This is a genomic window from Amycolatopsis sp. NPDC059027 (genome assembly GCF_042739735.1).
In the GTDB taxonomy this organism is placed as follows: domain Bacteria; phylum Actinomycetota; class Actinomycetes; order Mycobacteriales; family Pseudonocardiaceae; genus Amycolatopsis.
The window spans coordinates 48,042-71,759 of record NZ_JBHYIK010000039.1; the positions used below are offsets into that span (position 1 = coordinate 48,042).

Below are 23,718 nucleotides of genomic sequence, written 5' to 3' on the forward strand. Positions count from 1 at the left end.
TGTGCTCCGGTGTTGATGAGCTGGCCCGCTATTTGTGGTGTGGGGGTGTGTGGGCACTTAAGACGTGTTGCGGGGGTCTACCCCCGCCCCCCGGGGTGGAAAGTCCCCTTCAGCTCACTCCAGGACGAGCAGGAGGTCGCCGCCTTCGACCTGCTGGACGGCGTTGATCGCCAGCCGCGCGACCTTGCCGCCGCCCGCCGCGGTGATCGAGGCCTCCATCTTCATCGCCTCGATGGTCGCGACCGTGGCACCGGCCTCGACGACGTCGCCCTCGGCGACCTGCAGCGTGACCACCCCGGCGAACGGCGCGGCGACCTGCTTCGGGTTGCCCTTCTCCGCCTTCTCGGTCGCCGGGATGTCGGCGGCCACCGAGGCGTCGCGGACCGAGATCGGCCGGAGCTGGCCGTTGAGCGAGGCCATCACGGTGCGCATCCCGCGCTCGTCCGCCTCGCCGATCGCCTCCAGCTCGATGAGCAGCCGGACGCCCTGCTCCAGGTCGACCGAGTACTCCTCGCCCGGCCGCAGCCCGTAGAAGAAGTCCTTGCTGGGCAGCACACTCGTGTCGCCGTACTGCTCGCGGTGCGCCTCGAACTCCTTGGTCGGCGCCGGGAACAGCAGCCGGTTGAGTGTCCGGCGGCGATCGCCTGCCAGCCCTTCACGGTCCTCTTCGGACAGTCCGACCACCGGCTTGGCCTCGGCCCTGCCCGCCAGCGCCTTGGTGCGGAACGGTTCCGGCCAGCCGCCCGGCGGATCGCCGAGCTCGCCGCGCAGGAAGCCGATCACCGAGTCCGGGATGTCGAACTTGTTCGGCTCCGCTTCGAAGTCCTCGGGTGAGACACCCGCGCCGACCAGGTGCAGCGCGAGGTCACCGACCACTTTGGACGACGGAGTGACCTTGACCAGATGGCCGAGGATGCGGTCGGCCGCGGCGTACATCGCTTCGATGTCCTCGAACCGGTCGCCGAGACCGAGCGCGATGGCCTGGGTCCGCAGGTTCGACAGCTGACCGCCGGGGATCTCGTGGTGGTAGACCCGGCCGGTCGGCGAGGCGAGCCCCGCCTCGAACGGCGCGTAGATCTTGCGCACGCTTTCCCAGTACGGCTCCAGCTCGCCGATCGCCTGCAGATCGAGCCCGGTGACGCGGTCGGAGTGGTCCGTACCGGCCACAATGGACGAAAGCGAGGGCTGCGACGTCGTACCCGCCATCGACGACACCGCGCCGTCCACCGCGTCCGCCCCCGCGCCGATCGCGGCGAGGTAGGTGGCCAGCTGACCACCGGCGGTGTCGTGCGTGTGGATGTGCACCGGGAGGTCGAACTCCTTGCGCAGTGCGGAAACCAGCCGGACCGCGGCGGGCGCGCGCAGCAGGCCCGCCATGTCCTTGACCGCCAGCACGTGAGCGCCCGCGCCGACGATCTGCTCGGCCAGCTTCAGGTAGTAGTCCAATGTGTACAGTTTCTCGGCCGGGTCGGACAGGTCCGAGGTGTAGCAGAGCGCCACCTCGGCCACGGCCGTCCCGGTCTCCCGCACCGCCTCGATCGCGGGCCGCATCTGCTCGACGTCGTTGAGCGCGTCGAAGATGCGGAAGATGTCGATCCCGGTCGCGGTCGCCTCCTCGACGAAGGCGGAGGTCACCTCGGTCGGATAAGGCGTGTAGCCGACGGTGTTGCGGCCGCGCAACAGCATCTGCAGGCAGATGTTCGGCACCGCCGCGCGCAGCCTCGCCAGCCGCTCCCACGGATCCTCGGCGAGGAAGCGCAGCGCGACGTCGTAGGTGGCGCCGCCCCAGCATTCCAGCGAAAGCAGCTGCGGCAGGGTGTTCGCGACCACCGGCGCGACCGCGAGGAGATCCTTGGTGCGCACCCGGGTGGCGAGCAGCGACTGGTGCGCGTCGCGGAACGTCGTGTCGGTGACGCCGACGAGCGGCGATTCCCGCAGCCAGCTCGCGAACCCGGCGGGGCCGAGCTCGGCCAGCTTCTGCTTCGACCCGGCGGGTGGTACCGCTTCCTTGGCCAGTTTCGGCAGCTTCACCTGCGGGTCGAGAGTGCGGGGCCGTTCGCCGTGCGGTTTGTTGACCGTCCGGTCGGCGAGGTAGGTGAGCAGCTTCGTGCCCCGGTCGGCGGAGTGGCGCGCGGTGAGCAGATGCGGCCGTTCCTCGATGAACGACGTCGTCACGCGGCCCTCGCGGAAGTCCGGATCGTCGAGCACCGCCTGCAGGAACGGGATGTTCGTGGCGACACCGCGGATCCGGAACTCGGCGACCGCGCGGCGCGCCCGGCCGACCGCGGTGCGGAAGTCACGGCCGCGGCAGCTCAGCTTGACCAGCAGCGAGTCGAAGTGCGCGCTGATCTCCGTGCCGGAGAAGGCCGTCCCGCCGTCGAGCCGGATGCCGGAGCCACCGGGCGAACGGTAGGCGCTGATCATCCCGGTGTCCGGGCGGAAGCCGTTGGCGGGGTCCTCGGTGGTGATCCGGCACTGCAGCGCCGCGCCACGAAGGTAGACGCTGTCCTGCGAAAGACCGAGGTCCTCCAGCGTCTCGCCGGAGGCGATGCGCAGCTGCGACTGCACCAGGTCGACGTCGGTGACCTCCTCGGTCACCGTGTGCTCCACCTGGATGCGCGGGTTCATCTCGATGAACACGTGGTTGCCGTCGCGGTCGAGCAGGAACTCGACGGTCCCGGCGTTGCGGTAGCCGATCTGGCGGGCGAACTTCACCGCGTCGGCGCAGATGCGGTCCCGCAGCCCGGGATCGAGGTTCGGCGCGGGGGCCAGCTCGACGACCTTCTGGTGCCGCCGCTGCACCGAGCAGTCGCGCTCGAACAGGTGAATCACGTTGCCCGCGCCGTCGGCGAGGATCTGGACCTCGATGTGCCGCGGTTCGACGACGGCCTTCTCCAGGAACACCGTCGGATCACCGAACGCCGATTCGGCCTCGCGCGCGGCGGCCTCGATGGATTCCCTCAGCAGCGCGGGATCCTCGACACGGCGCATGCCTCGACCGCCGCCACCGGCCACGGCCTTGACGAACACCGGGAAGCCGAGCTCCTCGGCCGCCGCGACGAGCGCGTCGACGTCGGACGACGGCTCCGACGAACCGAGCACCGGCACCCCGGCCTCGCGCGCGGCCTTGACCGCGCGGGCCTTGTTCCCGGTCAGTTCGAGGATTTCGGCGCTGGGCCCGACGAACGTGATGCCCGCTTCCTCGCACGCGCGCGCGAGATCGGGATTCTCGGACAGGAAGCCATAGCCCGGGTACACGGCGTCCGCGCCCGCCTTCTGGGCGGCGCTGACGATCTCGCCCACGGAGAGATAGGCGCGGACCGGGTGTCCCGGCTCGCCGATCTCGTAGGCCTCGTCGGCCTTCAGCCGGTGCAGCGAGTTGCGGTCCTCGTGCGGGAACACGGCGACGGTTCCCGCCCCGAGTTCGTAGCCGGCGCGGAACGCTCGGATGGCGATCTCGCCCCGGTTGGCGACCAGCACCTTGCGGAACATGCCTGGTCCTTCCCGATCTTTGTGGTGGTTCAGCACGGTGGAATCAGGTGACGCACGTTACCGGGGTCTCCCACCGGACGGGAGGCGTTGTCCAGGTGATGGACGTCATGACGCACCGAACGTGGTCTTCCGACCGCATCGGGGTACTCGGCCAGGTCAGGCAGGAGAGGTGTACAGCAGCCGGTTCGGGGTACCGTCCGGCACGCCGGAGAGGGCGTTCTTCGACGCGGCCGCGACCAGTCCGTCGGCGACCTGGGCCGCGGTGGCCTGCGGATGCCGCGAACGGTAGAGCGCGGCGGCGCCCGCGACGAACGCGGCCGACATCGACGTGCCGGTGAGGGGGCTCGCGCCCTGGCCGCCCGCCACCGGGCCGGGGATGTCGACGCCCGGTGCGTAGAGGTCCACGGTCGAGCCGTAGTTCGACCTCGGCGAGGCCTTGTCCTGAATGTCACTGCCCGCCACGGTCAGCGCCTCGGTCACCCGCGCGGGGGAGAAAGCGCTTGCGTCGGACCCGGAACCGCCCGCGGGGACGGCCACCGGGACGGCCCCGGCGAGCGCGCGCACGGCGTCGTCGAGCTTCTCGTTGGGCGCGCCGCCGATACCCAGCACCGCGACCGCGGGCTGGTGGGCGTTCTGCCGGACCCAGTCGATTCCGGCGATGATCTTCTCGGTCGCCCCGCCGCCGTCCTTGTCGATCACCCGGACCGGGACGATCCGGGCCTTCTTGGCCACCCCGAACGTCTTCCCGGCCGCGACCCCGGCCAGCCGCGTGCCGTGGCCGTTCGTGTCGGTGGTGTCGGTTCCCGTGCCGTCACCGAGGAAGTCCTTGCCCACCGCGACACGGCCCTCGAAGTCGGGGTGCTTCGCGTCGACACCGCTGTCGATCACGTACACCGTGACATCCGCGGCTTCGGTGGCGTAGCGGTAGTTCCGGTCGAGGCCGGTGCGCTGGTCGATCCGGTCGAGTCCCCAGCTCGGCGGGTTCGGCTGGACGCCTTGCGGGCTCGACTGCGCGGGCGCCTGCCCGGCCGCCGTCACCACGAGCGCCACCATCGCCGTTCCGAGCCCACGTCGCAGAGTCATGTCTGCGTGGTATCGCGCGCCGGGCGGCACCGGCAACTCGGCGCTGCCCATGTCGCCCGAACGGTTGACGCCGGTCGGCTCACTCCTTCGGGACGTTCCCGCTGACCGACATCCGGGGCAGGTGGACGAGCGCGTCGAAGGCGTGGAGGACGTCGACCGGCGTGAACATGTGCGCGTGCCGGATGCTCGCCGGGCCCGGCTTTCCGGCGGCGCGGCCGGCACGGAGATCGACGAGGCACGGACCGGCGTCGGCGAGTGCTTCCTCGACGCTGCCTTCGGCGGGAGCGTCCAGTTTCTGTTCGTAGCTGCGGAACCCCAGGCGGGTGCCCTCCTGCGGGGCGAGGCCGGTGGTCGTCCCGGTGGTGGCGGTGAGGCCGAGCGCGAAGTAGTCGTCACCGAACTCCTCGGCGAGCCGCATCCCCGCCGGCGGGAAGGCGCTCCCGGGCAGCGGGGCGAACGGCGTCCGCTGCAGATGTCCATTGTGGAGCATCAGGACGATCTTGGCGTCGGAACGCTCGCGCAGCAGCCGCACGGTGGCCGCCATGTACGTGTCCCGCGAGGAACTCCCCAGTTCGGGCGCGGTGCCGGACATCATCGCCGTCACTTCACGCAGGTGCAGATCGACCCGCAGCGCGCCGATGGCGTGGTGGAGCGCTGTCGCGAAGGCCTCGGCACCGCCGCGCTGCCGGTAAGCCGGGGCGAGCGCGTCGAAGTGCGCGACGAGCACGGACAACGCCGCCGTCGCGGCGTCACGCTGCGGGATGTCCGACTCCTTGTAGCGCTCCATCGCGACCGCGTTGCTCGCCCCGATGTAGGGCTTCACTGCCGCCTCCGCGGCGTCCACAAGGGACACCGCGGGCGCGTCGACCTCGGCGAAGTAGGCTCGGACGGCGTCGAGCGACGGGACCGGCGAACCACCCGAACTCGGCACGTCCAGCCCGGCGAAGCGGACGCCGCCGTGCTCCCGCAGCCAGGTCAGCATGCCGTGTACCTCGGGCGAATCGCCGAGGCTGAAGGTGAACCCGTCACGGCCGATGTCGGCGACGTCGCCGGGCGCGCCCTGGAGCCAGGCGTCGACGAGGTGTCCCTCCGGGAAGCCGGATTCGAAGCCGAGCACGGTGAAGCCGCGATGCTCCACCAGGTGACGGAGAAGCTTGTCGCGCAGCAGCCCGAACTCGTGGATGTGATGGTTGTTCTCACCGATCGCGACGATGCTCGCGTCGCCGATGAGATCGGCGATCGGCGTCACGTCGGCCGCCGAAAAGGGAGTGACGAAGTCCAGGGCTGGCATACTGGGCACACTAACGCAACGGGAGTAGCGGTTGGCAACGGAGTTACCCGGCACCCAGCGGCCCGGCGGGCGCACCGAGCGCACCCGGCTCGCCGTCCTGCACGCCACTTTGGACCTGCTCGCCGAGCGGGGCTACAGCGAACTGACCGTGGACGCCGTCGCCGAACGCTCCGGCGTGCACAAGACGACCGTGTACCGCCGGTGGAAATCCGCCGAAGGGCTCGTCGCGGCGGCGTTCCACCTCGGTACCGAGGACGACTGGACCGCACCCGACACCGGCTCGCTCGCCGGCGACCTGTACGAGATGCTGGCCGAGCTCGTCGGGTACTTCACCACCCCCGGTATGCGTGAGCTGCCGACGGCGTCGATCCTCGCGGCGTTCCAGGCGGACCTGGCCGCCGGGGCGCTGCACGACTTCTACCAGGACCGGCACGCGCGCTGCGCCGTGATCACGACCCGCGCGATCGCCCGCGGCGAAGCGCCTTCGGGAACCTCTCCCGACGAGGTGGTGCGCGCCGCGAGCGGGCCGATCTTCTACCGGCTGTTCATCTCGCGCGAATCCCTCGACCTCGACGACGCCCGGCTCGCGGCCCGGAGCGCGGCGGCCGCTGCCGCCGCGGGCGTCTTCGTCTTCTGAGCGGCGCTCGGGCTTGTCCCCATGTAGCTTTCCGGCGGCCCTGGCCATGTCCTTTGTGGATTGATGGGCGCACGGGTGGACGCTCGCCTCGATGTCGCGAACGCTCCGTTCGGGACGTTGATCGTCGCGAACGCTCCGTTCGGGACATCACCCCGGCGCCCCGACGGCACGACTGGACCATTCGCACCGCCCCGAAGCCCCCTACCAAACAGCCTAGGCGAGGGGGCCGACGAAACTGCCGCCGAGCGGTCGGGAACGCCGGGGACAAAAGCGCGTTAGAGAGCATCAGAGGGCGAGACCGCGTCGAGAGCACCGGGGCAAATGCCGTCAAGGACTCCTTACGGGCGTCAGACGCCCGTAAGGTGGCCTTACGGCAGGTCAGGGCAGGGGGCGGCGGTAGCGGACCGTGGGGAGCACGGCGCCGTGGAGTTCCTCGGTTTTCGTGGCGCCGTCGGGTTTCCAGCCCGCGCGTTCGTAGAAGGTGCGGGCACGGGTGTTCGTGTCCAGAACCCAGAGCACGGCCTCGGCGTGCCCCGCGGAAGCCAGGCGTGTCACGGCCTCGTCGAGGAGGAGACGTCCCCAGCCACGGCCCCACTGCTGCGGATCGACGTACAGCGCGTACAGCTGACCACCGGAGTCCTCGAGAGCAGAACCGAAGGCGGCGAACCCGCCCAGCCAGCCCGCGGATTCGAGAACGACCACGGTCCCGCGCGGCTCGGCGGCGCCGAGGACTTCCTCCCACTGCCGCGCCCTGTCCAAGATGGACAGTCCACTGAGGACGTCGTCGGACACGTGCCCAGCGTAGGCCACCCGCCACGAGGCGACGTGCACCGAGCCGATCGCGGTCGCGTCGGCCGCCACCGCCTCGCGGATCACCGGTTCCGGCAAGACATCAGCTCTTTTCCAGGTATTCGACCCTGTCCTGGTCCACCACGTCGGCGATCAGATGCGCGAGGCCGGGGAAGTTCTTCAGCTCGGGATCCTGTTCGACGAACGCCTGCGAACACGTCCGCGCGTCGGCGATCACCTCTTCGTCCCGCAGCAGCGAAAGCAGCTTGAGCGTGGACCGCTTCCCGGACTGGGCCGCGCCGAGGATGTCGCCCTCCCGCCGCAGCTCCAGATCGAGCCGCGACAGCTCGAAACCGTCCGTTGTGGACTCGACGGCCGCCAGCCGCTCCCGCGTCGACGTGCCGTCCAGCGTCTCGGTCACCAGCAGGCACAGCCCCGGCACGCTCCCCCGGCCGACGCGGCCCCGCAGCTGGTGCAGCTGACTGACCCCGAACCGGTCCGCGTCCATGATCACCATCGCGGTCGCGTTCGGCACGTTCACGCCGACCTCGATCACCGTCGTGGCCACCAGCACGTCCAGCTCGGCCGCGGCGAACGCCCGCATCACGGCGTCCTTCTCGTCGGCGGGCATCCGGCCGTGCAGCACCCCGATCCGCAATCCCTTGAGCGGCCCGTGTTCCAGCTCGGGCGCGACGTCGAGCACCGCGAGGGGCGGACGTTCCGTCTTGTCCGACGGTGGTTCGTCCCCGATCCGCGGGCACACGACGTAGGCCTGGTGCCCCTTGCCGACCTCTTCGCGGACCCGCTGCCACGCCCGGTCCAGCCAGGCGGGTTTCTCCGCGACCGGCACCACGGACGTCTTGATCGGCGACCGCCCCACCGGCATCTGCCGCAGCGCGGAAGTCTCCAGATCGCCGTACACCGTCATCGCGACCGTGCGCGGAATCGGCGTCGCCGTCATGACCAGCACATGCGGGCTCGTCCCGTCGGCACCCCGCGAACGCAGCGCGTCCCGCTGTTCGACGCCGAAACGGTGCTGCTCGTCGACCACGACCAGGCCCAGATCGGCGAACGCCACGGTGTCCTGGATCAGCGCGTGCGTCCCGACGACGATGCCCGCCTCGCCACTGACCGTCTCCAGCAACGCCTTCTTGCGTTCCTTCGCACCCATCGACCCGGTCAGCAAGGTGACCCGCGTGGCGTTCTCCGCCCCGCCCAGCTCCCCCGCCTGCGCGAGGTCGCCCAGCATGTCGCGCAGCGAACGCGCGTGCTGCGCGGCCAGCACCTCCGTCGGCGCGAGCATCGCGGCCTGCCGCCCCGAGTCCACCGCCTGCAGCATCGCGCGCAGCGCCACCACGGTCTTCCCGCTGCCGACCTCGCCCTGCAGCAGCCGGTTCATCGGATGCTCGGTCGCCAGGTCCGCGGCGATCTCGTCGCCGATCTCCCGCTGCCCGTCGGTCAGCTCGAACGGCAGCCGCTTGTCGAAGGCGTCCAGGATTCCACCGTCGGTGTGCGGGGACGCCTTCGCCGGGCGCGACACCGCGGAATGCCTGCGCTGCGCGAAAATCAGCTGCACCGCCATGGCCTCGTCCCATTTGAGGCGCCGCCGCGCGTTCTCCAGCGCCGCCCAGCTTTCGGGCCGGTGGATCCCCCGCAGCGCGGGCTCCAGCTCGCTCAGGTGATACCGCGACAGCAGCTCGGCGGGCATCGGGTCCTCGTCGACCTCGAGGACGTCGAGCACCTGCCGCACGCACTTCTCGATCGACCACGACGGCATCCCGGCCGCCGCCGGATACACCGGGATGATCGCGCCGGCGAAGTTGTCGACGGCCTCGGCCTCGTTCTCCGGCTCCAGCAACTGGTACTCGGGGTTCGCCAGCTGCAGGGTGTCGCGGAACGCGGTGACCTTGCCCGAGAACAGCCCCGTCTTCCCCGGCGCCAGCTCCTTTTCCCGCCACGCCTGGTTGAAGAACGCACACGCGAGACGACGTTTGCCGTCGGTGATCACCATGTCGAGGATCGTGCCGCGCCGCGATTTCATGGTGCGCTTGCCGATCTTCTCGATCCGCGCCAGCACGGTCGCGTACTCACCGAGTTCGAGCCCCGCGATGTCGGTCATCTCGCCGCGCTCCGCGTACCGGCGCGGATAATGCCGCAGCAGATCGCTGACCGTCTCGATGTCCAACGCCGTCGACAGCGCCTTCGCCGTCTTGGCACCCAGCAACAGCGGAAGCTTGTCGCGCAGCCCGGCCATGGTCTACTCAACCCCCATCAGCAGCACGGCGCCCGCCTGGCCACTGGCATAACTCGTCAACTCCACCTCGGGATGCTCCACCCGTAACTGCTCGGCCAGCTCGGCGGCAACGCCCGGCGGCACGTCCGCCCCGGTCAGCACGGTCACCAGCTCACCACCGACCGCCAGCATGCGACCCAGCACCTTCATCGCGGCCGCCACGAGGTCGCCGTCGGAAGGCACCACACCACCCGCGGGCTCGATGAGCACCACCTCGTCGTCGACCAGGCCGATCAGATCGCCGGACTGGGCCCGGCCCACCCAGGTTAGCGACTCCTCCAGCGCGATCCGCAGCTCGCCACGCCTGGTCGCCGCGGCCGCTTCGGCCATCGCCACCACGTCGTCGTTCGTGCGCCGCGCCGGATCGTGCACCGCCAGCGCGGCCAGCACCTGCACCGGCGAAGCACACGGGATCACCACGACGTCGCGGTCCGCGGCCATCGCGTGCCCGGCCGCCGCGTCCGCGGCCACCGTCAGCTCGGTGCCGCCCGGCAGCACCGTGACGTGCCGCCCGGCGGCCTCGTTGAGCAGGCCGATCATCTCCTCGACGCTCGGCGTGGTGCCGCTCGGCACGGCCAGCACCGCGACGCCTTCCGCGCGCAGCACCTCGGCGAGCGCGCCGCCGTGGACGACCACCACCACGGTGCGGTCGAGCCCGCCGCCCGGTTCGATCGGGGTCGGCGTGACGAGCGGCTCGACCCGGATGCGGCGCGGCCTGCCCAGTTCGATCCCGGCCTCGATCGCGGCGCCGATGTCCGCGCAGTGCACGTGGACGGCATGGCTGCCCGAGCCGTCCCCCGCCACCGTGACGCTGTCCCCGAGGCCGCTCAGCTCCTTGCGCAACGCGGGCAGCCGGGCCTCGTCGACGCCGTCGAGCAGGTACATGACCTCCCACGCGTAAGCGACCTCACCCGGGGCATGGGAGGTGATCGCCTCCAGAGCGTGTTCGTGCTCGGTGGCCGTACCGGTGACCACCCCGGCCAGCGCGTCCAGAACCGCGACCAGCCCCCGCCCGCCCGCATCGACGACGCCGGCCCTGGCCAGCGCGGGAAGCTGCTTCGGCGTCTCCTCCAGCGCGGCCGCCGCGGCCACGGCGGCCGCCGTCGCGACGTCGGCGAGGTCGCCCGGACAGCCGCGGACGGCCGTCGCGACCGCGTGCAGAACGGTGATCATGGTCCCGGCCACCGGGCGGCTCACCGCCCCGGTCGCGACCTCGTCGGCACGCACCAGCGCCGCGGCCAGCCCCGGCCCGTCCAGTTCCCCGCCGCCGGCCGCCCAGTCCGCCAAACCGCGCACGACCTGGGAGATGATGACCCCGGAGTTCCCGCGCGCGGCCGCGACCGCGCCCTGGGCGAGCACGGCCAGCGACTCGGCCGCGGTGGCGAGCCCGGCGGTGGCGAGCGCGCGGTGGGCGCCGGTCATCGTGTGCAGGAGATTGGACCCCGTGTCGGAGTCCGCCACCGGGTAGACGTTGATGCCGTTGATCGCCGGCCGCAGCCCGTCGAGACTGTGCACACAGGCCGCCGACCAGGCCGACACCGCCGCCACGTCCAGCACCCGCACCCGTAACCTCCTCGCTGGTCCCCGCGAGGGTAGCGACCCGGTGCGACGGTCCCGGAAACCACTAGTTACTATGGTCGAGTTGCCCAGGGGTTATCTGGGCCGTTCTACGTCCCAGATTCAAAGGAGTTCGACGTGGCTGCCGTGTGCGACGTCTGTGGCAAGGGGCCGGGCTTCGGCAAGTCGGTCTCGCACTCCCATCGGCGTACCAACCGCCGCTGGAACCCGAACATCCAGACCGTTCACGCGAAGATCGGTCTGTCCCAGCGCAAGCGCCTCAACGTGTGCACCTCGTGCATCAAGGCGGGCAAGGTCGTGCGCGGGTAGGGTCGCCGAAAGGCTTGGATGGCGAGTGCTCGTGGAGAGCACTCGCCATTTTTTTCGGCTACGTGCCCTTTGGGGGTCGAACCCCAAACCCCCGCCAGGGGGCAAGCCCCCTGGACCCCCGGTTACGTTCCGTTGGCGGCTCACTACTGTGCGCGCGTGTGCTGAAGGGCGCTTTCAGTGCGTGTTGCGCGCTGAAGGGCGCCTTTAGTGCGCTGGGTGCGCTGAAGGGGCCTTCACAGCAGCGGGGCCGTGCGGGTTCCTGTGGTTACGTGAGAGACGCCGAGGGGCACCCTGGGTGCGTTGAGTGCGACGAGGGCGTCCCTCGGTGCGGCTGACGCACCAAGGGCGTCCCTCGGTTCTCAGGCCCCCAGAGTCGGCGCCACGACGCCGCGAACGCGTCGTTCGGGGCAAGCCGCTCCCGACGGCTGCGATAGTCCGTGAATGCCACATTGAGAGACTCTGATTCTCTCAATGTGGCATTCACGGAACGTCAGCCGTAGAAGTCGGTGAGGAGGGGGAGCAGGGTCTTCGGGTGCCCGAGCACGCCGTGGTCCTGGCCCTCCAGCGTCTGATACACCCCGCCCGGCACGGCCTCGGCGGCGGCGCGGGCGCCCGCGGGCATCCACGCCGGGCTCGCGCCCCCGCCGATGACCAGCGTCGGCACGGTGATCTTCGCCAGGCCCGAAACAGGCAGGTGGTTGCCGGGGCCGCAGATCGTCAGGTCGTACGGCAGCGTGTGCGCCAGCGCGGTGAACCAGCCCCACACCGGGGCGGTCTTCATCCCGGCAACGATCCCGGCGGGCGTGTCTGTGCCTTCGACCAGGAACAACGTCACAGCCTCGTCGCAATCACCCGCGTCCAGCGCGGCACGCACGCGATCCACGAGGTCGTCCCCGGGCCGCGGGCGGCTGCCGTCGACGATGTACGGCGGTTCGTACGCCGCGACGCGGTTGATGGACAGCCCTCGCGAAGCCGCTTCCAGCGCCAGAACCGCGCCCGAGGAATGCCCGAACACGTGCGCCGAACCACCCACGTGCTCGATCAGCGCGGCGAGGTCCTCGACCTCCCGGTCCACGCTGTACGTCTCCGCGTCACCGCTGTCGCCCCGGCCACGCCGGTCATAGGCGATCGTGGTGTAACCGTCGAGAACTTCGGCGAGTCCGGCGACGGTCGTCCGGTCGTTGACGGCGCCGCCGATCAGGATCAACGGCGTTCCGGTGCCCCGGCGTTCGAAAGCGATCTTGGTGCCGTCGGCGGAAACGACGGTCGAAACCTCGGTCATGCGGTCCTCCAGGAAAACAGGGAAGCGGCTCGAACGCCGCCGTTCACCCAGCGGTCGGAACCGACGCCCGCTCCTTGACACACGTTACGGAAGTTTCCATTCGACCGGCGCCGCGCCCTGCTCGGCCAGCAGCTGGTTGGCCCGGCTGAACGGCCGCGAGCCGAAGAAGCCGTTGTGTGCCGAAAGCGGGCTCGGATGCGCCGACTCGATGCACGGGACGTTGCCCAGCATCGGCTTCAGGTTCCGCGCGTTGCGGCCCCACAGGATCGCGACCATCGGCTCCGGGCGCGCCGCGAGGGCCTTGATCGCCTGCTCGGTGACCTGCTCCCAGCCCTTGCCCTGATGCGAGTTCGACTTGCCGGGCTGCACCGTCAGCGCCCTGTTGAGCAGCAGGATGCCCTGATCCGCCCACGGCGTCAGATCGCCGTTGGACGGCGGCGGGTAGCCGAGGTCCTCGCAGTACTCCTTGTAGATGTTGATCAGGCTCTTCGGGATCGGGCGCACGTCCGGCGCCACCGAGAAACTGAGCCCGACCGCGTGCCCCGGCGTCGGATACGGATCCTGGCCGACGATCAGCACCCGCACGTCGTGGAAGGGCTGTTTGAACGCGCGCAGGACGTGCTCCCCCGCCGGGAGATAGGTCCGCCCGGCGGCGATCTCCGCGCGGAGGAACTCCCCCATGGCGGCGACCTGTGGCGCCACCGGTTCGAGGGCCTCGGCCCAGCCTGCTTCGATGATCTCGTGCAGCGGTCGTCCGGTCACGGGGCGCGAGCTTAGCGCTTCTAGGAGAGGCGCCGAAGCTCGCCCCGGAACCGGATCGCGCGCTCGACGTAGGAATTGACCACCAACGCGATCTGGTCCGGCCCGAAGGACTTGTTCGGCCGCGTCTTCGCGGGCACGCCCAGCGCGATTTCCCCTTGTCCCACATGGGATTCGTACGACAGCACGGCACCGGCGCCGACCATGCCGCCGTCTTCGATCACCGAACCGTTGAGCACCACCGACCCGGACGCGATCAGGCAGCCCGTCCCGATCTTCGCGCCCTCGATGTGCACCGAATGCCCCACCGCCGACGACGGCCCGAGAATCGTCGGATGCCGCCGCGTGCAATGCACGACGCAGCCGTCCTGGATGTTGGAGCGCTCGCCGATCTCGATGTACCCGTGGTCGCCACGCAGCACGGTCTGCGGCCACACCGAGGCGTTCGCGGCGATCCGGACGTCGCCGATGACCGTGGCGTCGGGGTGGACGTAGGCATCGGGGTGGATGGTCGGTTCGAGATCCCCGAGCGCGTAGATCGGCATGCGTTCCTCCGGATACTGCGATTTCACTGACGATGCGATTGGATCATGCGCATCGCCGCGAAGACGAGAAACCAGCGCCGGGGCACGCGGATCGTGCTCACAGTCCTGGTGCTGGCCGCGTTCTTCTGGCCCGTCGGCGCCATGCCCTCGCTCGCGAACGGACTGGCCGTCACGCCGCCGATGGGCTGGAACAGCTGGAACCAGGTCGGCTGCTACGGACTGACCGAGCAGGTCGTCCGCGACGCCGCCGACGCGCTGGTGAAGACCGGGATGCGCGACGCCGGATACCGCTACGTCGTCGTCGACGACTGCTGGCAGGCCCCGACGCGGGCCACGGACGGCTCGCTGCGCCCGGATCCCGCACGGTTCCCCGGCGGGATCGCCGCGCTCGCCGACTACGTCCACGCGCGGGGCCTGCTGTTCGGCATCTACGCCGTGCCGGGCAGCCGGACCTGCGCGATGGCCAGCAACGCTTACCCGGCAAGTGGAATCGGCTCGCTCGGGCACGAACGGCAGGACGCGGAACTGTTCGCACGCTGGAGCGTGGACTACCTCAAGTACGACTGGTGCGATGCGGACACTGTGGACAGTCTCGACCGGAAAGCCGCCTTCACCACGATGCGCGACGAACTCGCGCGGCTCGACCACCCGATCCTCTACGCGATCTCCGAGTACGGCGCGTCCAGCCCGTGGACCTGGGCTCGCCCGGTGGCGAACCTCTGGCGCACGACGAACGACCTCTCGCCGGACTGGGCGTCGGTGCTCTCGGTGCTCGCGCAGCAGGCGGACGTCGCCGGATACACCGGCGTCCCTGGTGGCTGGAACGACCCGGACATGCTTCAAGTCGGCAACGGCTCGCTCACCGAAGACGAGAACCGGGCGCACTTCAGCCTGTGGGCGCTGCTGAACGCGCCGTTGTTCGCCGGAGCGGCCCCGGACAAGCTGACCGCGGCGAACCTGGCGACGCTGGGCAATCGCGAGGTGATCGCGCTCGACCAGGACTTCGCGCACGGCCAGGGACGGCGCTGGTCGTCCTCCGGCGACGCCCAGGTGTGGGGAAAACCGCTCTCCGACGGCGGATTCACCGTCGCACTGCTGAACACCGGCACCACGCCCACGCCGATCTCGACGACCGTGCCCGGCACCTGGCGGGTCCGCGATCTGTGGCAGCACACCGACACCGGCAGCGCCACCGACGTCGTCTCCGCCACCGTCGCCCCGCACTCGGTCACCCTGCTCCGGTTGTGCCGTCAGGCGAAGTCCTTGGCGTAGCAGACGCTGTCGGGTTCGCAGCGGTAGACACCGAACTTCGGGATCTCGTGATAGCCCGAGGATTCGTACAGCGCCAGCGCTTCGGGCTGTTTGACGCCGGTCTCCAGCACGGCCCGCTTCCGCCCGGCGGCGACCGCCGTGCGTTCCAGCTCGGCCAGCATCGCCCGCGCGAACCCGCGACCCCGTGCCGCCTCGACGACGTACATGCGCTTCAGCTCGAAATCGCCCGGCCGGAAGTACGGAGCGGGCCCGTCATGAGCGCGCCAGCCGCCGCTCGCGACCGGGACGTCGTCGAGATAGCCGACGAGGAACAACCCCTGCGGCGGAGCGAACTCCGCCGGGTCCATCGGCGTCGAGTCCTCGCTGCCATAGCGCTCGACGTAGACCAGCTGGACCTCGTCCATCAGCTTGACGGCGTCGGGATGGTCGTACGGGACCACACGGATGTCCATGCGCCCGAGATTAACCGGTGATCAGCGCCAGTGTTCCCAGCCCGGCTCGTGCTGGTACGGCTTGCCGTCCACGGTGACGCCGGACTCCGCGATGGTGACCGCGCCGATCGCCCGCCAGCCCTCCGGCGGATCACCGAACGGCGGGAACGTCGCCGCCAGCGCGTGATCCTCGCCACCGGTGAGCACCCAGCGCAGCGGGTCCGCGCCGAGCGCCGTGCCCACTTCGACCAGTCGCGAGGCGACGTCCAGATCTGCGGTGCGGATGTCGATGCCGACACCGGACGCCTCGGCGATATGCCCCAGATCGGCGAGCAGGCCGTCGGAGACGTCGATCATCGACGTCGCGCCCGCGTCGGCGGCCAGCGGCCCGGCCTCGTACGGCGGTTCGGGACAGCGTTGCGCGTTGACCACCCCGACCGGGGACCGGAACCCGCGGCCCAGCACGGCGAGCCCGGCGGCCGCCCAGCCGAGTTTGCCGCACACCGCGACGACATCACCGGGCCGCGCGCCCGACCGGGTCACCGGTTCGCGGCCACCGAGGTCACCCAAGGCGGTGACGCTGATCACGAGCTGGTCGGCGCGGACCATGTCCCCGCCGGAGACGCCGACGCCGGCGCGTTCGGCCTCGGCCCACATCCCCTTCGCCAGCTCGGTGATCACCTCGGTGGGCGTGTCGGGCGGGCAGGCGATGCCGGCGAGCAGCGAGCTGGGCCGTGCGCCCATCGCGGCGATGTCGGCCAGGTTCACCGCCGCGGCCTTGCGGCCGACCTGCTCCGGGCTGGACCAGTCCAGCCGGAAGTGCACGCCGTGCACCAGCACGTCCGTACTGGCCACGACGCGGCCGTCGGGTGCGGCGACGACCGCGGCGTCGTCGCCGGGGCCGAGCAGCGTGGCCGCGGGCTGCCGCCGTCCCGCGATCACCGCGTCGATCAGCGCGAACTCGCCGGTCCCCGCCACCGTGCCGTCGTCCGGTGACACCGGTCACCTCCCGTTTCTTCTCACACAACACATGTCGATCACCGACAGTCGGATGCCCTATGTTTTTCCCGGAGCCGGGGATACGTTGCTGAGAACGTTCCTACCTTGAGCCGAGCGATACCGACGAAAGGGCGCGCCGTGGTCCACGCATACATCCTCATCCAGACCGAGGTCGGCAAGGCGGCCGCGGTCGCCGCGGAGATCTCCGACATCCCCGGCGTCACCAGCTCGGAGGATGTCACCGGACCCTACGACGTCATCGTGCGCGCCGCGGCCGAGAACGTCGACCAGCTCGGCCAGCTCGTCGTCGCCAAGGTGCAGAACGTGGAAGGCATCACCCGTACGCTGACCTGCCCGGTGGTCCATCTCTGACGAGTGGTGTAGTGGTCCGGTGGACTCCAACACCGGCGCACCACCGAAAGCGGTGCTGTATATCGCGACCGCGCTCGCCGTCGCGCTGGCGGCGGCGGTCGCGGTCTTCGCGCTGACGAAGGGCACCGCGGCCGACTCCTCCTCCGGGCAAGGGCCGCTCGCCCTGGTCTCGGTGCCCGCCCCGCAGGCGGGCAGCCCGGACTGCGCGACGCTGATGGGCGCGGTCCCGACCGAACTCGTTTCGGCGGGCAAGAAGCTCACCCCGCGCACGCTGGCCGACCCGGCACCGCCGTCGACGATCGCCTGGGGCGACACCGACCCGATCGTGCTCCGCTGCGGGCTCGAGCGGCCGCCGGAGCTCACACCGACCGCGACGCTGCGGCAGATCAACGGCGTCCAGTGGCTCCAGGTCCCCGGCGAGGGATCGGCGACCTGGTACGTCGTCGACCGCGGCGTCTACTCCGCGCTGACCGTGCCGGACTCGGCGGGAACCGGGCCGCTGCAGGACATTTCCGGCACGGTCGCGGCGAAACTGCCGCCCCTGCCGCTGAAGTTCTAGCGCAGGCCGGTACCGCGCGCGATCGCGGTCTCGATCAGGGTCCCCAGCAGCGTCGGGTAGTCGACGCCGGTGACCTCCCACATCTTCGGATAGGCCGACTTCGTGGTGAACCCGGGCATCGTGTTGACCTCGTTGATGGTCGGCTCGCCGTCCTCGCCGACGAAGAAGTCGACCCTGGCCAATCCCTGGCAGTCCAGCGCGCGGAACGCCTCGACGGCCATGGCGCGCAGGCGCTCGGTGACCGCGTCGTCCAGCTTCGCCGGGATGTCCAGCTCCGCGTCGTCGCCGAGGTACTTGGTCTCGAAGTCGTACCAGGCGCTTTCGTCGTCGGACAGCACCCGGATCTCCGCCGGCAGCGACGCCTCGACGCGGCCGTCGGGGAACTCCAGCACGCCGCATTCGACCTCGCGGCCCGCGACCGCGGCCTCGACCAGCACCTTGGGATCGGTCTGCCGGGCCAGGGCGATCGCTGCGTCCACTTCGGACCAGTCGGCGACCCGGCTGATGCCCACGCTCGAACCCGCGCGCGACGGCTTGACGAACACAGGCAGCCCCAGCCGTTCCCGGTCCGCCTCGTCCACTGTGGACTGTCCACGGCGGAGTGCCGTGTAGGTGCCGACCGGGAGCCCTTCGGCGGCGAGCAGCTTCTTCGCGTACTCCTTGTCCATCGCGGCCGCGCTGGCGAACACGCCGGGACCGACGTAGGGGATCCCGGCGAGTTCGAGCAGTCCCTGGATGGTGCCGTCCTCGCCGAACGCGCCGTGCAGGACGGGGAAGACGACGTCGACCGCGGCCAGCGCCTCGGTGGCCTCGCCGGTGTCGAGCATGACCAGCTCGCGCTGGGTCGGGTCACCCGCGAGTACGAGCGCTTTGCCTTCCTCGACCGAGGGCAGCTCGCGTCCGCGGATCGCCAGCTGTTCGGGCTCGCCGCTGCCGAGCACCCAGCCACCCGCCGGGGTGATCCCGATCGGGACGGCCTCGAACCGCGCGGGGTCCAGGTTGGCGAGGACGCTGCCCGCGGAAAGGCACGAAATCGTGTGTTCCGTGCTCCGGCCACCGAACACGACCGCCACCCGAATCTTTTCACCGCTCATAGCCGGTCACCGTACATGCGTGCTCCCTGCTCCTCGGATCAGCGGGCTTGTTGGGGTGACGTACCGGCACGGCTTCCGTTGCGCCAGGAACGGCACGGCCGTCCGATACGTCATACAGTGATCAGGCCGTTACGCACGGGAGGGGTTCGATGGGCGACGGGTACGCGGTGGTGGTCGAAGCGATCGAAACAGCGGCGCGAGCGGCGAAGCGAACCGCCGACGGCGTGCGGCCGGTGGACCTGGCGGGCGCGCTCGCGAGCGTCGGCCGCGGCCTGCCGGGCGGGGCGTCGGCGGAAGCCGCACGATTGCTGGCCGACCGGTGGGGCCGGGAGCTGCCCAGCTGGGTGAAGAACGTGGAGGCGTACGGCGAACAACTGGCGGACGCGGCCCGCCGCTACCGCGCCGACGACGCCGCCGCGGCACGGGACCTGCGAGCCGTGCCGGCGGCCGGAGGAAGGCGGCCGGTCTGATGGTCACCTGGGGCGATGTCCGGCGCTGGGAACCCGGCGCCGTCGGCGAAGTCGCGGACGCGCTGGGGCAGCGCTGCACCACGCTGGTCGGCGTCAACGAGGATCTTCACGCGGTCGTGAAACTGGACGACTGGAGCGGCGACGCCGCGGTCGCGGCCAGGACCCGCGGCGGCTCGCTGGTTTCCGGCCTTGAGCAGCGGGTCGCCGAGGCGTCCGCCGTGCGGCACGCGGCGCACGAGGCGCAGGTCGCGCTGGACCGGATCACCGCGTACGTCCGGGAAACCGACGAGCTGGCCGCCCGCAACGGCCTGACCATCGGCACCGACGGCGTCATCGTCCTGGTGCCGCACACCGGTCCCCTATCGCCGGACGTCGCGGCGGCACAGGCGCGGGTGCGGGCGGAGCTGGCGGACCGCGTCGAGCAGATCCTGCGCCACGCCGCCGACGTCGACGCGGACTTCGCCGCCGTGCTGCTGCGCGCGATGCGCGGCGAGATCACCGACCAGGGCGTCGGCACCCTGGCCCAGGCCGCGGAGGTCGGCGCCGGGCAAGGCGGCCTGTCCGTCATCGGGCCGCCGGAGCATGCCAGGCCTGGCGAGGTGAAAGCCTGGTGGGACAGCCTTTCCGACACCGCGAAGGGCACGATCCTGCGCGACAACCCGGACCTGATCCGCAATCTCGACGGCATCCCCGTGGTGGACCGCGACGCCGCGAACCGCGCGGTCTTGAAACGCGAGATCGACCGCTTTCGAAGCGACCCCTCCCCTGAGGGACAAGGCAAGTTGCGCGGTCTTCTGGAGATCGACAAGCGCCTTCGGCAGCCCGGCGCCGGGCAACAGCAGGCGTTCCTCATGGGCCTGGACACCAGCGGGGACGGCAAGGTGATCGTGGCGTCGGGCAATCCGGACACCGCGGCGAACGTCGCCACCTACGTCCCCGGCACCGGCTCCGATCTGGCGAACATCGGGACCGACCTGGGCCGCTCCGACAAAATGCTGCACGCCGCCGAGGTCTCGGGGTCACCGTCCACCGCGGTGGTCACCTGGCTCGGCTACGACGCGCCGAACGGTTTGGGGGACGCGATCGGCAGCAGCTACGCGGAGAACGCGACCACCTCGTTGCAGGGATTCGAGGAGGGAATGCGGGCGACGCATCAGGGACCTCCCGCGCACAGCACGGTGCTCGGCCACAGCTACGGCACGACGGTGGTCGGCCTCGCCGCGCACAACGGCGGTTTGAACGCCGACGAACTGGTGTTCGTCGCGAGTCCCGGCGTCGGCGTGGACCACGCGAGCGATCTGCACCTCGCCGGTGTGGCGCAGGCGGACATCGGTCAGCATGTCCATGCGACGGTGGCCCAGCACGACATCATCAACACGGCGAACTTCGAACTGTCCGACGGCGCGGGTCCCGGTGAGGACCGGATTCTCGGCCCCGATCCGACGGCGAAAGCCTTCGGCGGCCAGACCTTCACGTCGGCTCCCGGGACCGCCGGACCCGCGTATCTGGGCGGCTACAGCGAACAAGCCCACAGCGAATACTGGGAAGACCGCAACCCCTCGCTGAACAACATAGGACAAGTCATCGCAGGAAAACCGACCGCGTGAAACGCCTGATCGGGGCAGCCGCGGTAGCCATCATCGCTGCGCTGCTCGGAGCATGTTCCTCCGGAGGTGGAACAGATATGAAGCCGACGATGACCGAACAACAGGCTCAGGACCGTATCGAGCAGTACATCACCGCGGCGTCTTCCGCGCTTCCCGCGACGGCACAACGGAAGTTGAACTGGCAGAACCGCTCCGAATGCGCGGATCCCACCGACAAAGGACCTCGCGGACGGTTCGAAGTCTCTACCGATTATGAGATCGTCGGCCTCGACCGCACGAGTTTCCCTGCGGTCTTCAACGCCGTTGTCGAGTGGTGGAACGCGCACGGCTTCACAGTTCTCACGGATAACAGGCCCCAGGACCAATACGTGTTCGCACGCAACAATACCGACGCATTCGATATGTCGATCAAAGCCAACGACCTGGGCAAGCTGTATCTCGGTGCCACGTCTACTTGCGTGTGGCCCAACGGCACACCAGCCCCTCAGGCTCAGGGTGACTCAAAGGAAACCACGGAAGCCGTCGCCGCACCGCCCGCAGCCCCGGATATCGCACCCACCAAAGCAAAACGCCCTCGACGTCCGGCGCTCGACGAGTACGTCGAGGATTTCGAGCAGACGGATTGGACCGACGAGCAGCACTACTGACCGTCTCGCGGGCCGGGTGCTGAAGGACGCTTTCAGTGCGTTGGCCGCAGTTAAGGACGCCTTCATAGCATCGAGCGCACTGAAGGCGTCCTTCAGCGCAGCAGGGAGACCAGCGTCGGCAGGGCGCTGACCAGGGCTTCCCGCGTACAACCCGCATAGCCGATCGCGGCGCCGTATGCCGTAGGCGTGCCGGTGAAATGGCGAGACAGGCCGTCGAACCGGACACCGCGGCGCTCGGCATCCGCCAGCCGCGAGGATTCCTCCGCGGCAGACTCGAACGGCACCACCAAGTGGGCACCAGCGTCGTCGCCCTGCACCGGGATGTCCGCGCCGCTCAGCGCGTTCGCCAGCAGTGACCGGCGGTCGGCCAGTTCCCGACGCAGTTTTCGCAGGTGACGCCCCAGATCACCGTGGCGGGCCAGCTCGACGACGACGCGTTGCCCGGCGGGTGAGGGGCGGGTGCCGGTGAGTTCGCGGTAGTCCAGCACGGCTTCGGCCACCTCCGCGGGGGCGACCATCCAGCCCGCGCCCAGGGTCGGCGTCAGGATTTTGCTCGTGGTTCCCAGATGTGCCACGACGTCCGGGGCGAGCGCGGCCAGCAGCGGGAGCGGGGCGACGTCGAAGCGCAGCTCGCCGTCGTAGTCGTCCTCGATGATGAGCATTCCGCCCGCCCGCGCGCGTTCGACCAGTTCGACACGGCGCGCGGCGCTCATCCGGCTGCCCATCGGGTACTGGTGCGCCGGCGAGCAGAACACCGCGCGCGCCCCGATCGGCACGGCGTCCGGGCGCAGGCCCTCGCTGTCCACCGGTACCCCGACCACCGAAAGCCCCGCCAGCCGGAACGCCTGCACCGCGCGCTGGTACCCCGGCTCTTCGACGGCCACGAGATCGCCGCGTTTCAGCACCGCGACGGCGAGTTCGACGACGGCGGCCGTCGTCCCGCCGGTGGCGAGCACCGCACCGGCCGCGAGCCCGCGATGCCGCAGCAGGTGCTCGGTGACCGCGGTCCGGTAGTCGGGCAGCCCGGCCCGGTGCGCGCGGATCAGCGGCGCCGGATCGGCCGCCGCGCGCCACGCCCGGCGCCAAGCGGCGCGGTCCAGTCCGTCGGCCCACGGCGTTCCCGGGCTGAGATCCAGCAGCGACGACGACTCCGCCTCGGGTGCCGGGACGGGAGCACCGGACGGCCGGTCGGCGACGGTGTGACTCGGCGGCGTGGTGACGTAGGTGCCCGATCCGTGCTTGCCCGCGATCCAGCCCTCGGCGTGTAATTGCTCGTAGGCCGCGGACGTGACGGTGCGGCTCACACCGAGCCGTTCGGCGAGCGCGCGGGTCGACGGCAGCCGGTCGCCGCCGCGCAGATGCCCGCTCGCGGCCGCGTGACGCAGCGCGTCGGCCAATTGCACCGCGAGCGGTGTCGGCGCGTCACGGTCCAGGCTGACCGGCAGCGCGGTGTCGGCGTGGGACACGATGACCTCCCGAAGTGGACCTCTCAATCATAACGAGAAGTGGACATTTGACAGGGCCACTCGGGACGAGAGACTGGTCTCATGACCAGCTCGACCCCGCTCTCGTCCACTCCCCGCACCACGCTCGGCCGCAAAAAGCACCGCGGCACCACCGACCGGGAAACGCTGTACTCGGTGCTCGACGCCGGGCTGATCTGTCACCTCGGCGTCGTCCGTGACGGTACGCCGCTGGTCCTTCCGACGGGCTACGGACGCGACGGCGACACGCTCTACCTGCACGGTTCCACCGGCGCGAGCAGCCTGCGCACCGCCGCGGGCGTCGAGGTGTGCGTGACGGTGACCCTGCTCGACGGGATCGTGTACTCGCGATCGGTCAACGACCATTCGATGAACTACCGCAGCGCGGTGATCCTCGGCACCGCGACGCCGGTGCTGGAGCCCGACGCGAAGATGCACGGCCTCAAGGTGCTGACCGACCACCTCGCCCCCGGTTCGTGGGAGCACGCGCGCGACGTCAACGCCAAGGAGTTCGCGGCGGTGTCCGTGCTCGCGCTCGACCTCACCGAGGCCTCGGTGAAGATGCGCGCCGAAGGCCCGGCGGACGCCGACGAGGACATCGTGGCGAACAAGGCGTGGGCTGGCGTGCTGCCGGTCCGCACCGTCTTCGGCGAGCCGGAGCCGTCGGCCGATCTGGCCGCCGATTTCCCGGTCCCCGAGCACGTCACGACCCGCGTGGGCTGAAG

22 protein-coding genes are annotated in these 23,718 nt (G+C 70.4%); 9 read left to right on the plus strand and 13 right to left on the minus strand.

Translation table 11 applies throughout. The features are described from left to right. Nucleotides 1-114 precede the first annotated feature (114 nt). The 3 genes from ACFWY9_RS25945 to ACFWY9_RS25955 all read right to left on the minus strand — a co-directional run bounded on the left by ACFWY9_RS25945 (nt 115) and on the right by ACFWY9_RS25955 (nt 5,866). Nucleotides 115-3,492 carry a pyruvate carboxylase gene (locus ACFWY9_RS25945; RefSeq protein ID WP_378328934.1) on the minus strand — a complete coding sequence of 1,126 codons (3,378 nt, stop codon included), beginning with the start codon at nt 3,490-3,492 and terminating at the stop codon, nt 115-117. 156 nt (nt 3,493-3,648) lie between these two features. Beyond that, the gene (locus tag ACFWY9_RS25950) at nt 3,649-4,575 is read right to left on the minus strand and encodes a S8 family peptidase (RefSeq protein ID WP_378340140.1); all 927 of its coding nucleotides are present in this window, start codon (nt 4,573-4,575) and stop codon (nt 3,649-3,651) included. A 79-nt stretch (nt 4,576-4,654) separates the two neighbouring features. Next, nucleotides 4,655-5,866: an erythromycin esterase family protein gene (locus ACFWY9_RS25955; RefSeq protein WP_378340141.1), complete on the minus strand. Its 1,212-nt coding sequence runs from the start codon at nt 5,864-5,866 to the stop codon at nt 4,655-4,657. A gap of 31 nt (nt 5,867-5,897) precedes the next feature. Between ACFWY9_RS25955 and ACFWY9_RS25960 the strand changes: the two genes are divergently transcribed. Next, nucleotides 5,898-6,503 (plus strand): TetR/AcrR family transcriptional regulator, encoded by a 606-nt coding sequence (locus ACFWY9_RS25960; RefSeq protein ID WP_378340142.1) that lies wholly within the window; start codon nt 5,898-5,900, stop codon nt 6,501-6,503. A gap of 378 nt (nt 6,504-6,881) precedes the next feature. On the opposite strand, the gene ACFWY9_RS25965 is transcribed toward ACFWY9_RS25960, so the two are convergent. From ACFWY9_RS25965 to ACFWY9_RS25975, 3 genes are read right to left on the minus strand one after another with little or no spacing between them, the layout of a single operon-like run. Next, nucleotides 6,882-7,391: a GNAT family N-acetyltransferase gene (locus ACFWY9_RS25965; RefSeq protein WP_378328938.1), complete on the minus strand. Its 510-nt coding sequence runs from the start codon at nt 7,389-7,391 to the stop codon at nt 6,882-6,884. Between the two features lie 4 nt (nt 7,392-7,395). Next, nucleotides 7,396-9,546 carry an ATP-dependent DNA helicase RecG gene (gene recG / locus ACFWY9_RS25970; RefSeq protein WP_378340143.1) on the minus strand — a complete coding sequence of 717 codons (2,151 nt, stop codon included), beginning with the start codon at nt 9,544-9,546 and terminating at the stop codon, nt 7,396-7,398. Nucleotides 9,547-9,549: 3 nt separating this feature from the next. Then, nucleotides 9,550-11,148 (minus strand): DAK2 domain-containing protein, encoded by a 1,599-nt coding sequence (locus tag ACFWY9_RS25975; RefSeq protein ID WP_378340144.1) that lies wholly within the window; start codon nt 11,146-11,148, stop codon nt 9,550-9,552. A 132-nt stretch (nt 11,149-11,280) separates the two neighbouring features. Between ACFWY9_RS25975 and rpmB the strand changes: the two genes are divergently transcribed. Next, on the plus strand, nt 11,281-11,472 hold the full coding sequence (rpmB, locus tag ACFWY9_RS25980; RefSeq protein ID WP_324162777.1) for a 50S ribosomal protein L28: 192 nt from the start codon (nt 11,281-11,283) through the stop codon (nt 11,470-11,472). Between the two features lie 490 nt (nt 11,473-11,962). Here the strand turns inward: rpmB and ACFWY9_RS25985 are convergent, their stop codons facing one another. From ACFWY9_RS25985 to ACFWY9_RS25995, 3 genes are all read right to left on the minus strand, one after another. Continuing rightward, nucleotides 11,963-12,754 carry an alpha/beta fold hydrolase gene (locus tag ACFWY9_RS25985; RefSeq protein WP_378340145.1) on the minus strand — a complete coding sequence of 264 codons (792 nt, stop codon included), beginning with the start codon at nt 12,752-12,754 and terminating at the stop codon, nt 11,963-11,965. An 84-nt stretch (nt 12,755-12,838) separates the two neighbouring features. Beyond that, entirely contained in the window at nt 12,839-13,516 is a 678-nt protein-coding gene (locus tag ACFWY9_RS25990; RefSeq protein ID WP_378328942.1) for a uracil-DNA glycosylase, read from the minus strand. Nucleotides 13,517-13,536: 20 nt separating this feature from the next. Beyond that, nucleotides 13,537-14,058: a gamma carbonic anhydrase family protein gene (locus ACFWY9_RS25995; RefSeq protein WP_378340146.1), complete on the minus strand. Its 522-nt coding sequence runs from the start codon at nt 14,056-14,058 to the stop codon at nt 13,537-13,539. 45 nt (nt 14,059-14,103) lie between these two features. Here ACFWY9_RS25995 and ACFWY9_RS26000 point away from each other — a divergent pair, with 45 nt between their 5' ends. After that, nucleotides 14,104-15,330 (plus strand): glycoside hydrolase family 27 protein, encoded by a 1,227-nt coding sequence (locus ACFWY9_RS26000; RefSeq protein WP_378340147.1) that lies wholly within the window; start codon nt 14,104-14,106, stop codon nt 15,328-15,330. Here the strand turns inward: ACFWY9_RS26000 and ACFWY9_RS26005 are convergent. Both ACFWY9_RS26005 and ACFWY9_RS26010 read right to left on the minus strand, forming a co-directional pair. Continuing rightward, nucleotides 15,309-15,782 (minus strand): GNAT family N-acetyltransferase, encoded by a 474-nt coding sequence (locus ACFWY9_RS26005; protein ID WP_378328945.1) that lies wholly within the window; start codon nt 15,780-15,782, stop codon nt 15,309-15,311. The two genes, ACFWY9_RS26000 and ACFWY9_RS26005, sit on opposite strands and share 22 nt — an antisense overlap. A 21-nt stretch (nt 15,783-15,803) precedes the next feature. Then, nucleotides 15,804-16,760 carry a thiamine-phosphate kinase gene (locus tag ACFWY9_RS26010; protein WP_378328946.1) on the minus strand — a complete coding sequence of 319 codons (957 nt, stop codon included), beginning with the start codon at nt 16,758-16,760 and terminating at the stop codon, nt 15,804-15,806. A gap of 138 nt (nt 16,761-16,898) precedes the next feature. Here ACFWY9_RS26010 and ACFWY9_RS26015 point away from each other — a divergent pair, with 138 nt between their 5' ends. Beyond that, nucleotides 16,899-17,132, plus strand: a complete 234-nt coding sequence (locus ACFWY9_RS26015; RefSeq protein ID WP_378328947.1) for an Lrp/AsnC family transcriptional regulator — start codon at nt 16,899-16,901, stop codon at nt 17,130-17,132. A gap of 19 nt (nt 17,133-17,151) precedes the next feature. Then, nucleotides 17,152-17,691 carry a DUF3515 domain-containing protein gene (locus ACFWY9_RS26020; RefSeq protein WP_378328948.1) on the plus strand — a complete coding sequence of 180 codons (540 nt, stop codon included), beginning with the start codon at nt 17,152-17,154 and terminating at the stop codon, nt 17,689-17,691. Here the strand turns inward: ACFWY9_RS26020 and ACFWY9_RS26025 are convergent. After that, nucleotides 17,688-18,785 (minus strand): D-alanine--D-alanine ligase family protein, encoded by a 1,098-nt coding sequence (locus tag ACFWY9_RS26025; RefSeq protein ID WP_378328949.1) that lies wholly within the window; start codon nt 18,783-18,785, stop codon nt 17,688-17,690. The two genes, ACFWY9_RS26020 and ACFWY9_RS26025, sit on opposite strands and share 4 nt — an antisense overlap. 149 nt (nt 18,786-18,934) lie before the next feature. Between ACFWY9_RS26025 and ACFWY9_RS26030 the strand changes: the two genes are divergently transcribed. From ACFWY9_RS26030 to ACFWY9_RS26040, 3 genes are read left to right on the plus strand one after another with little or no spacing between them, the layout of a single operon-like run. Further along, nucleotides 18,935-19,255 (plus strand): hypothetical protein, encoded by a 321-nt coding sequence (locus ACFWY9_RS26030; protein ID WP_378340148.1) that lies wholly within the window; start codon nt 18,935-18,937, stop codon nt 19,253-19,255. After that, nucleotides 19,255-20,862, plus strand: a complete 1,608-nt coding sequence (locus ACFWY9_RS26035) for an alpha/beta hydrolase (RefSeq protein ID WP_378340149.1) — start codon at nt 19,255-19,257, stop codon at nt 20,860-20,862. The genes ACFWY9_RS26030 and ACFWY9_RS26035 overlap by 1 nt, the downstream gene beginning before the upstream one ends. Then, entirely contained in the window at nt 20,859-21,509 is a 651-nt protein-coding gene (locus tag ACFWY9_RS26040) for a hypothetical protein (protein ID WP_378340150.1), read from the plus strand. Before ACFWY9_RS26035 ends, ACFWY9_RS26040 begins: the two co-directional genes overlap by 4 nt. A gap of 92 nt (nt 21,510-21,601) precedes the next feature. On the opposite strand, the gene ACFWY9_RS26045 is transcribed toward ACFWY9_RS26040, so the two are convergent. After that, nucleotides 21,602-22,975 carry a PLP-dependent aminotransferase family protein gene (locus ACFWY9_RS26045; protein WP_378328953.1) on the minus strand — a complete coding sequence of 458 codons (1,374 nt, stop codon included), beginning with the start codon at nt 22,973-22,975 and terminating at the stop codon, nt 21,602-21,604. An 81-nt stretch (nt 22,976-23,056) separates the two neighbouring features. Here ACFWY9_RS26045 and ACFWY9_RS26050 point away from each other — a divergent pair, with 81 nt between their 5' ends. Beyond that, on the plus strand, nt 23,057-23,716 hold the full coding sequence (locus ACFWY9_RS26050) for a pyridoxamine 5'-phosphate oxidase family protein (protein ID WP_378328954.1): 660 nt from the start codon (nt 23,057-23,059) through the stop codon (nt 23,714-23,716). Nucleotides 23,717-23,718: the final 2 nt, after the last annotated feature.

Coding starts and splice junctions, on each gene's coding strand:
- ACFWY9_RS26035 (WP_378340149.1), top strand. CDS start 19,255: ATGGTCACCTGGGGCGATGTCCGGCGCTGGGAACCCGGCGCCGTCGGC.
- ACFWY9_RS26025 (WP_378328949.1), bottom strand. CDS start 18,785: ATGAGCGGTGAAAAGATTCGGGTGGCGGTCGTGTTCGGTGGCCGGAGC.
- ACFWY9_RS26005 (WP_378328945.1), bottom strand. CDS start 15,782: ATGGACATCCGTGTGGTCCCGTACGACCATCCCGACGCCGTCAAGCTG.
- ACFWY9_RS26050 (WP_378328954.1), top strand. CDS start 23,057: ATGACCAGCTCGACCCCGCTCTCGTCCACTCCCCGCACCACGCTCGGC.
- ACFWY9_RS26000 (WP_378340147.1), top strand. CDS start 14,104: ATGCGCATCGCCGCGAAGACGAGAAACCAGCGCCGGGGCACGCGGATC.
- ACFWY9_RS25945 (WP_378328934.1), bottom strand. CDS start 3,492: ATGTTCCGCAAGGTGCTGGTCGCCAACCGGGGCGAGATCGCCATCCGA.
- ACFWY9_RS25985 (WP_378340145.1), bottom strand. CDS start 12,754: ATGACCGAGGTTTCGACCGTCGTTTCCGCCGACGGCACCAAGATCGCT.
- ACFWY9_RS25995 (WP_378340146.1), bottom strand. CDS start 14,058: ATGCCGATCTACGCGCTCGGGGATCTCGAACCGACCATCCACCCCGAT.
- ACFWY9_RS25955 (WP_378340141.1), bottom strand. CDS start 5,866: ATGCCAGCCCTGGACTTCGTCACTCCCTTTTCGGCGGCCGACGTGACG.
- ACFWY9_RS25950 (WP_378340140.1), bottom strand. CDS start 4,575: ATGACTCTGCGACGTGGGCTCGGAACGGCGATGGTGGCGCTCGTGGTG.
- ACFWY9_RS26030 (WP_378340148.1), top strand. CDS start 18,935: ATGGGCGACGGGTACGCGGTGGTGGTCGAAGCGATCGAAACAGCGGCG.
- recG (WP_378340143.1), bottom strand. CDS start 9,546: ATGGCCGGGCTGCGCGACAAGCTTCCGCTGTTGCTGGGTGCCAAGACG.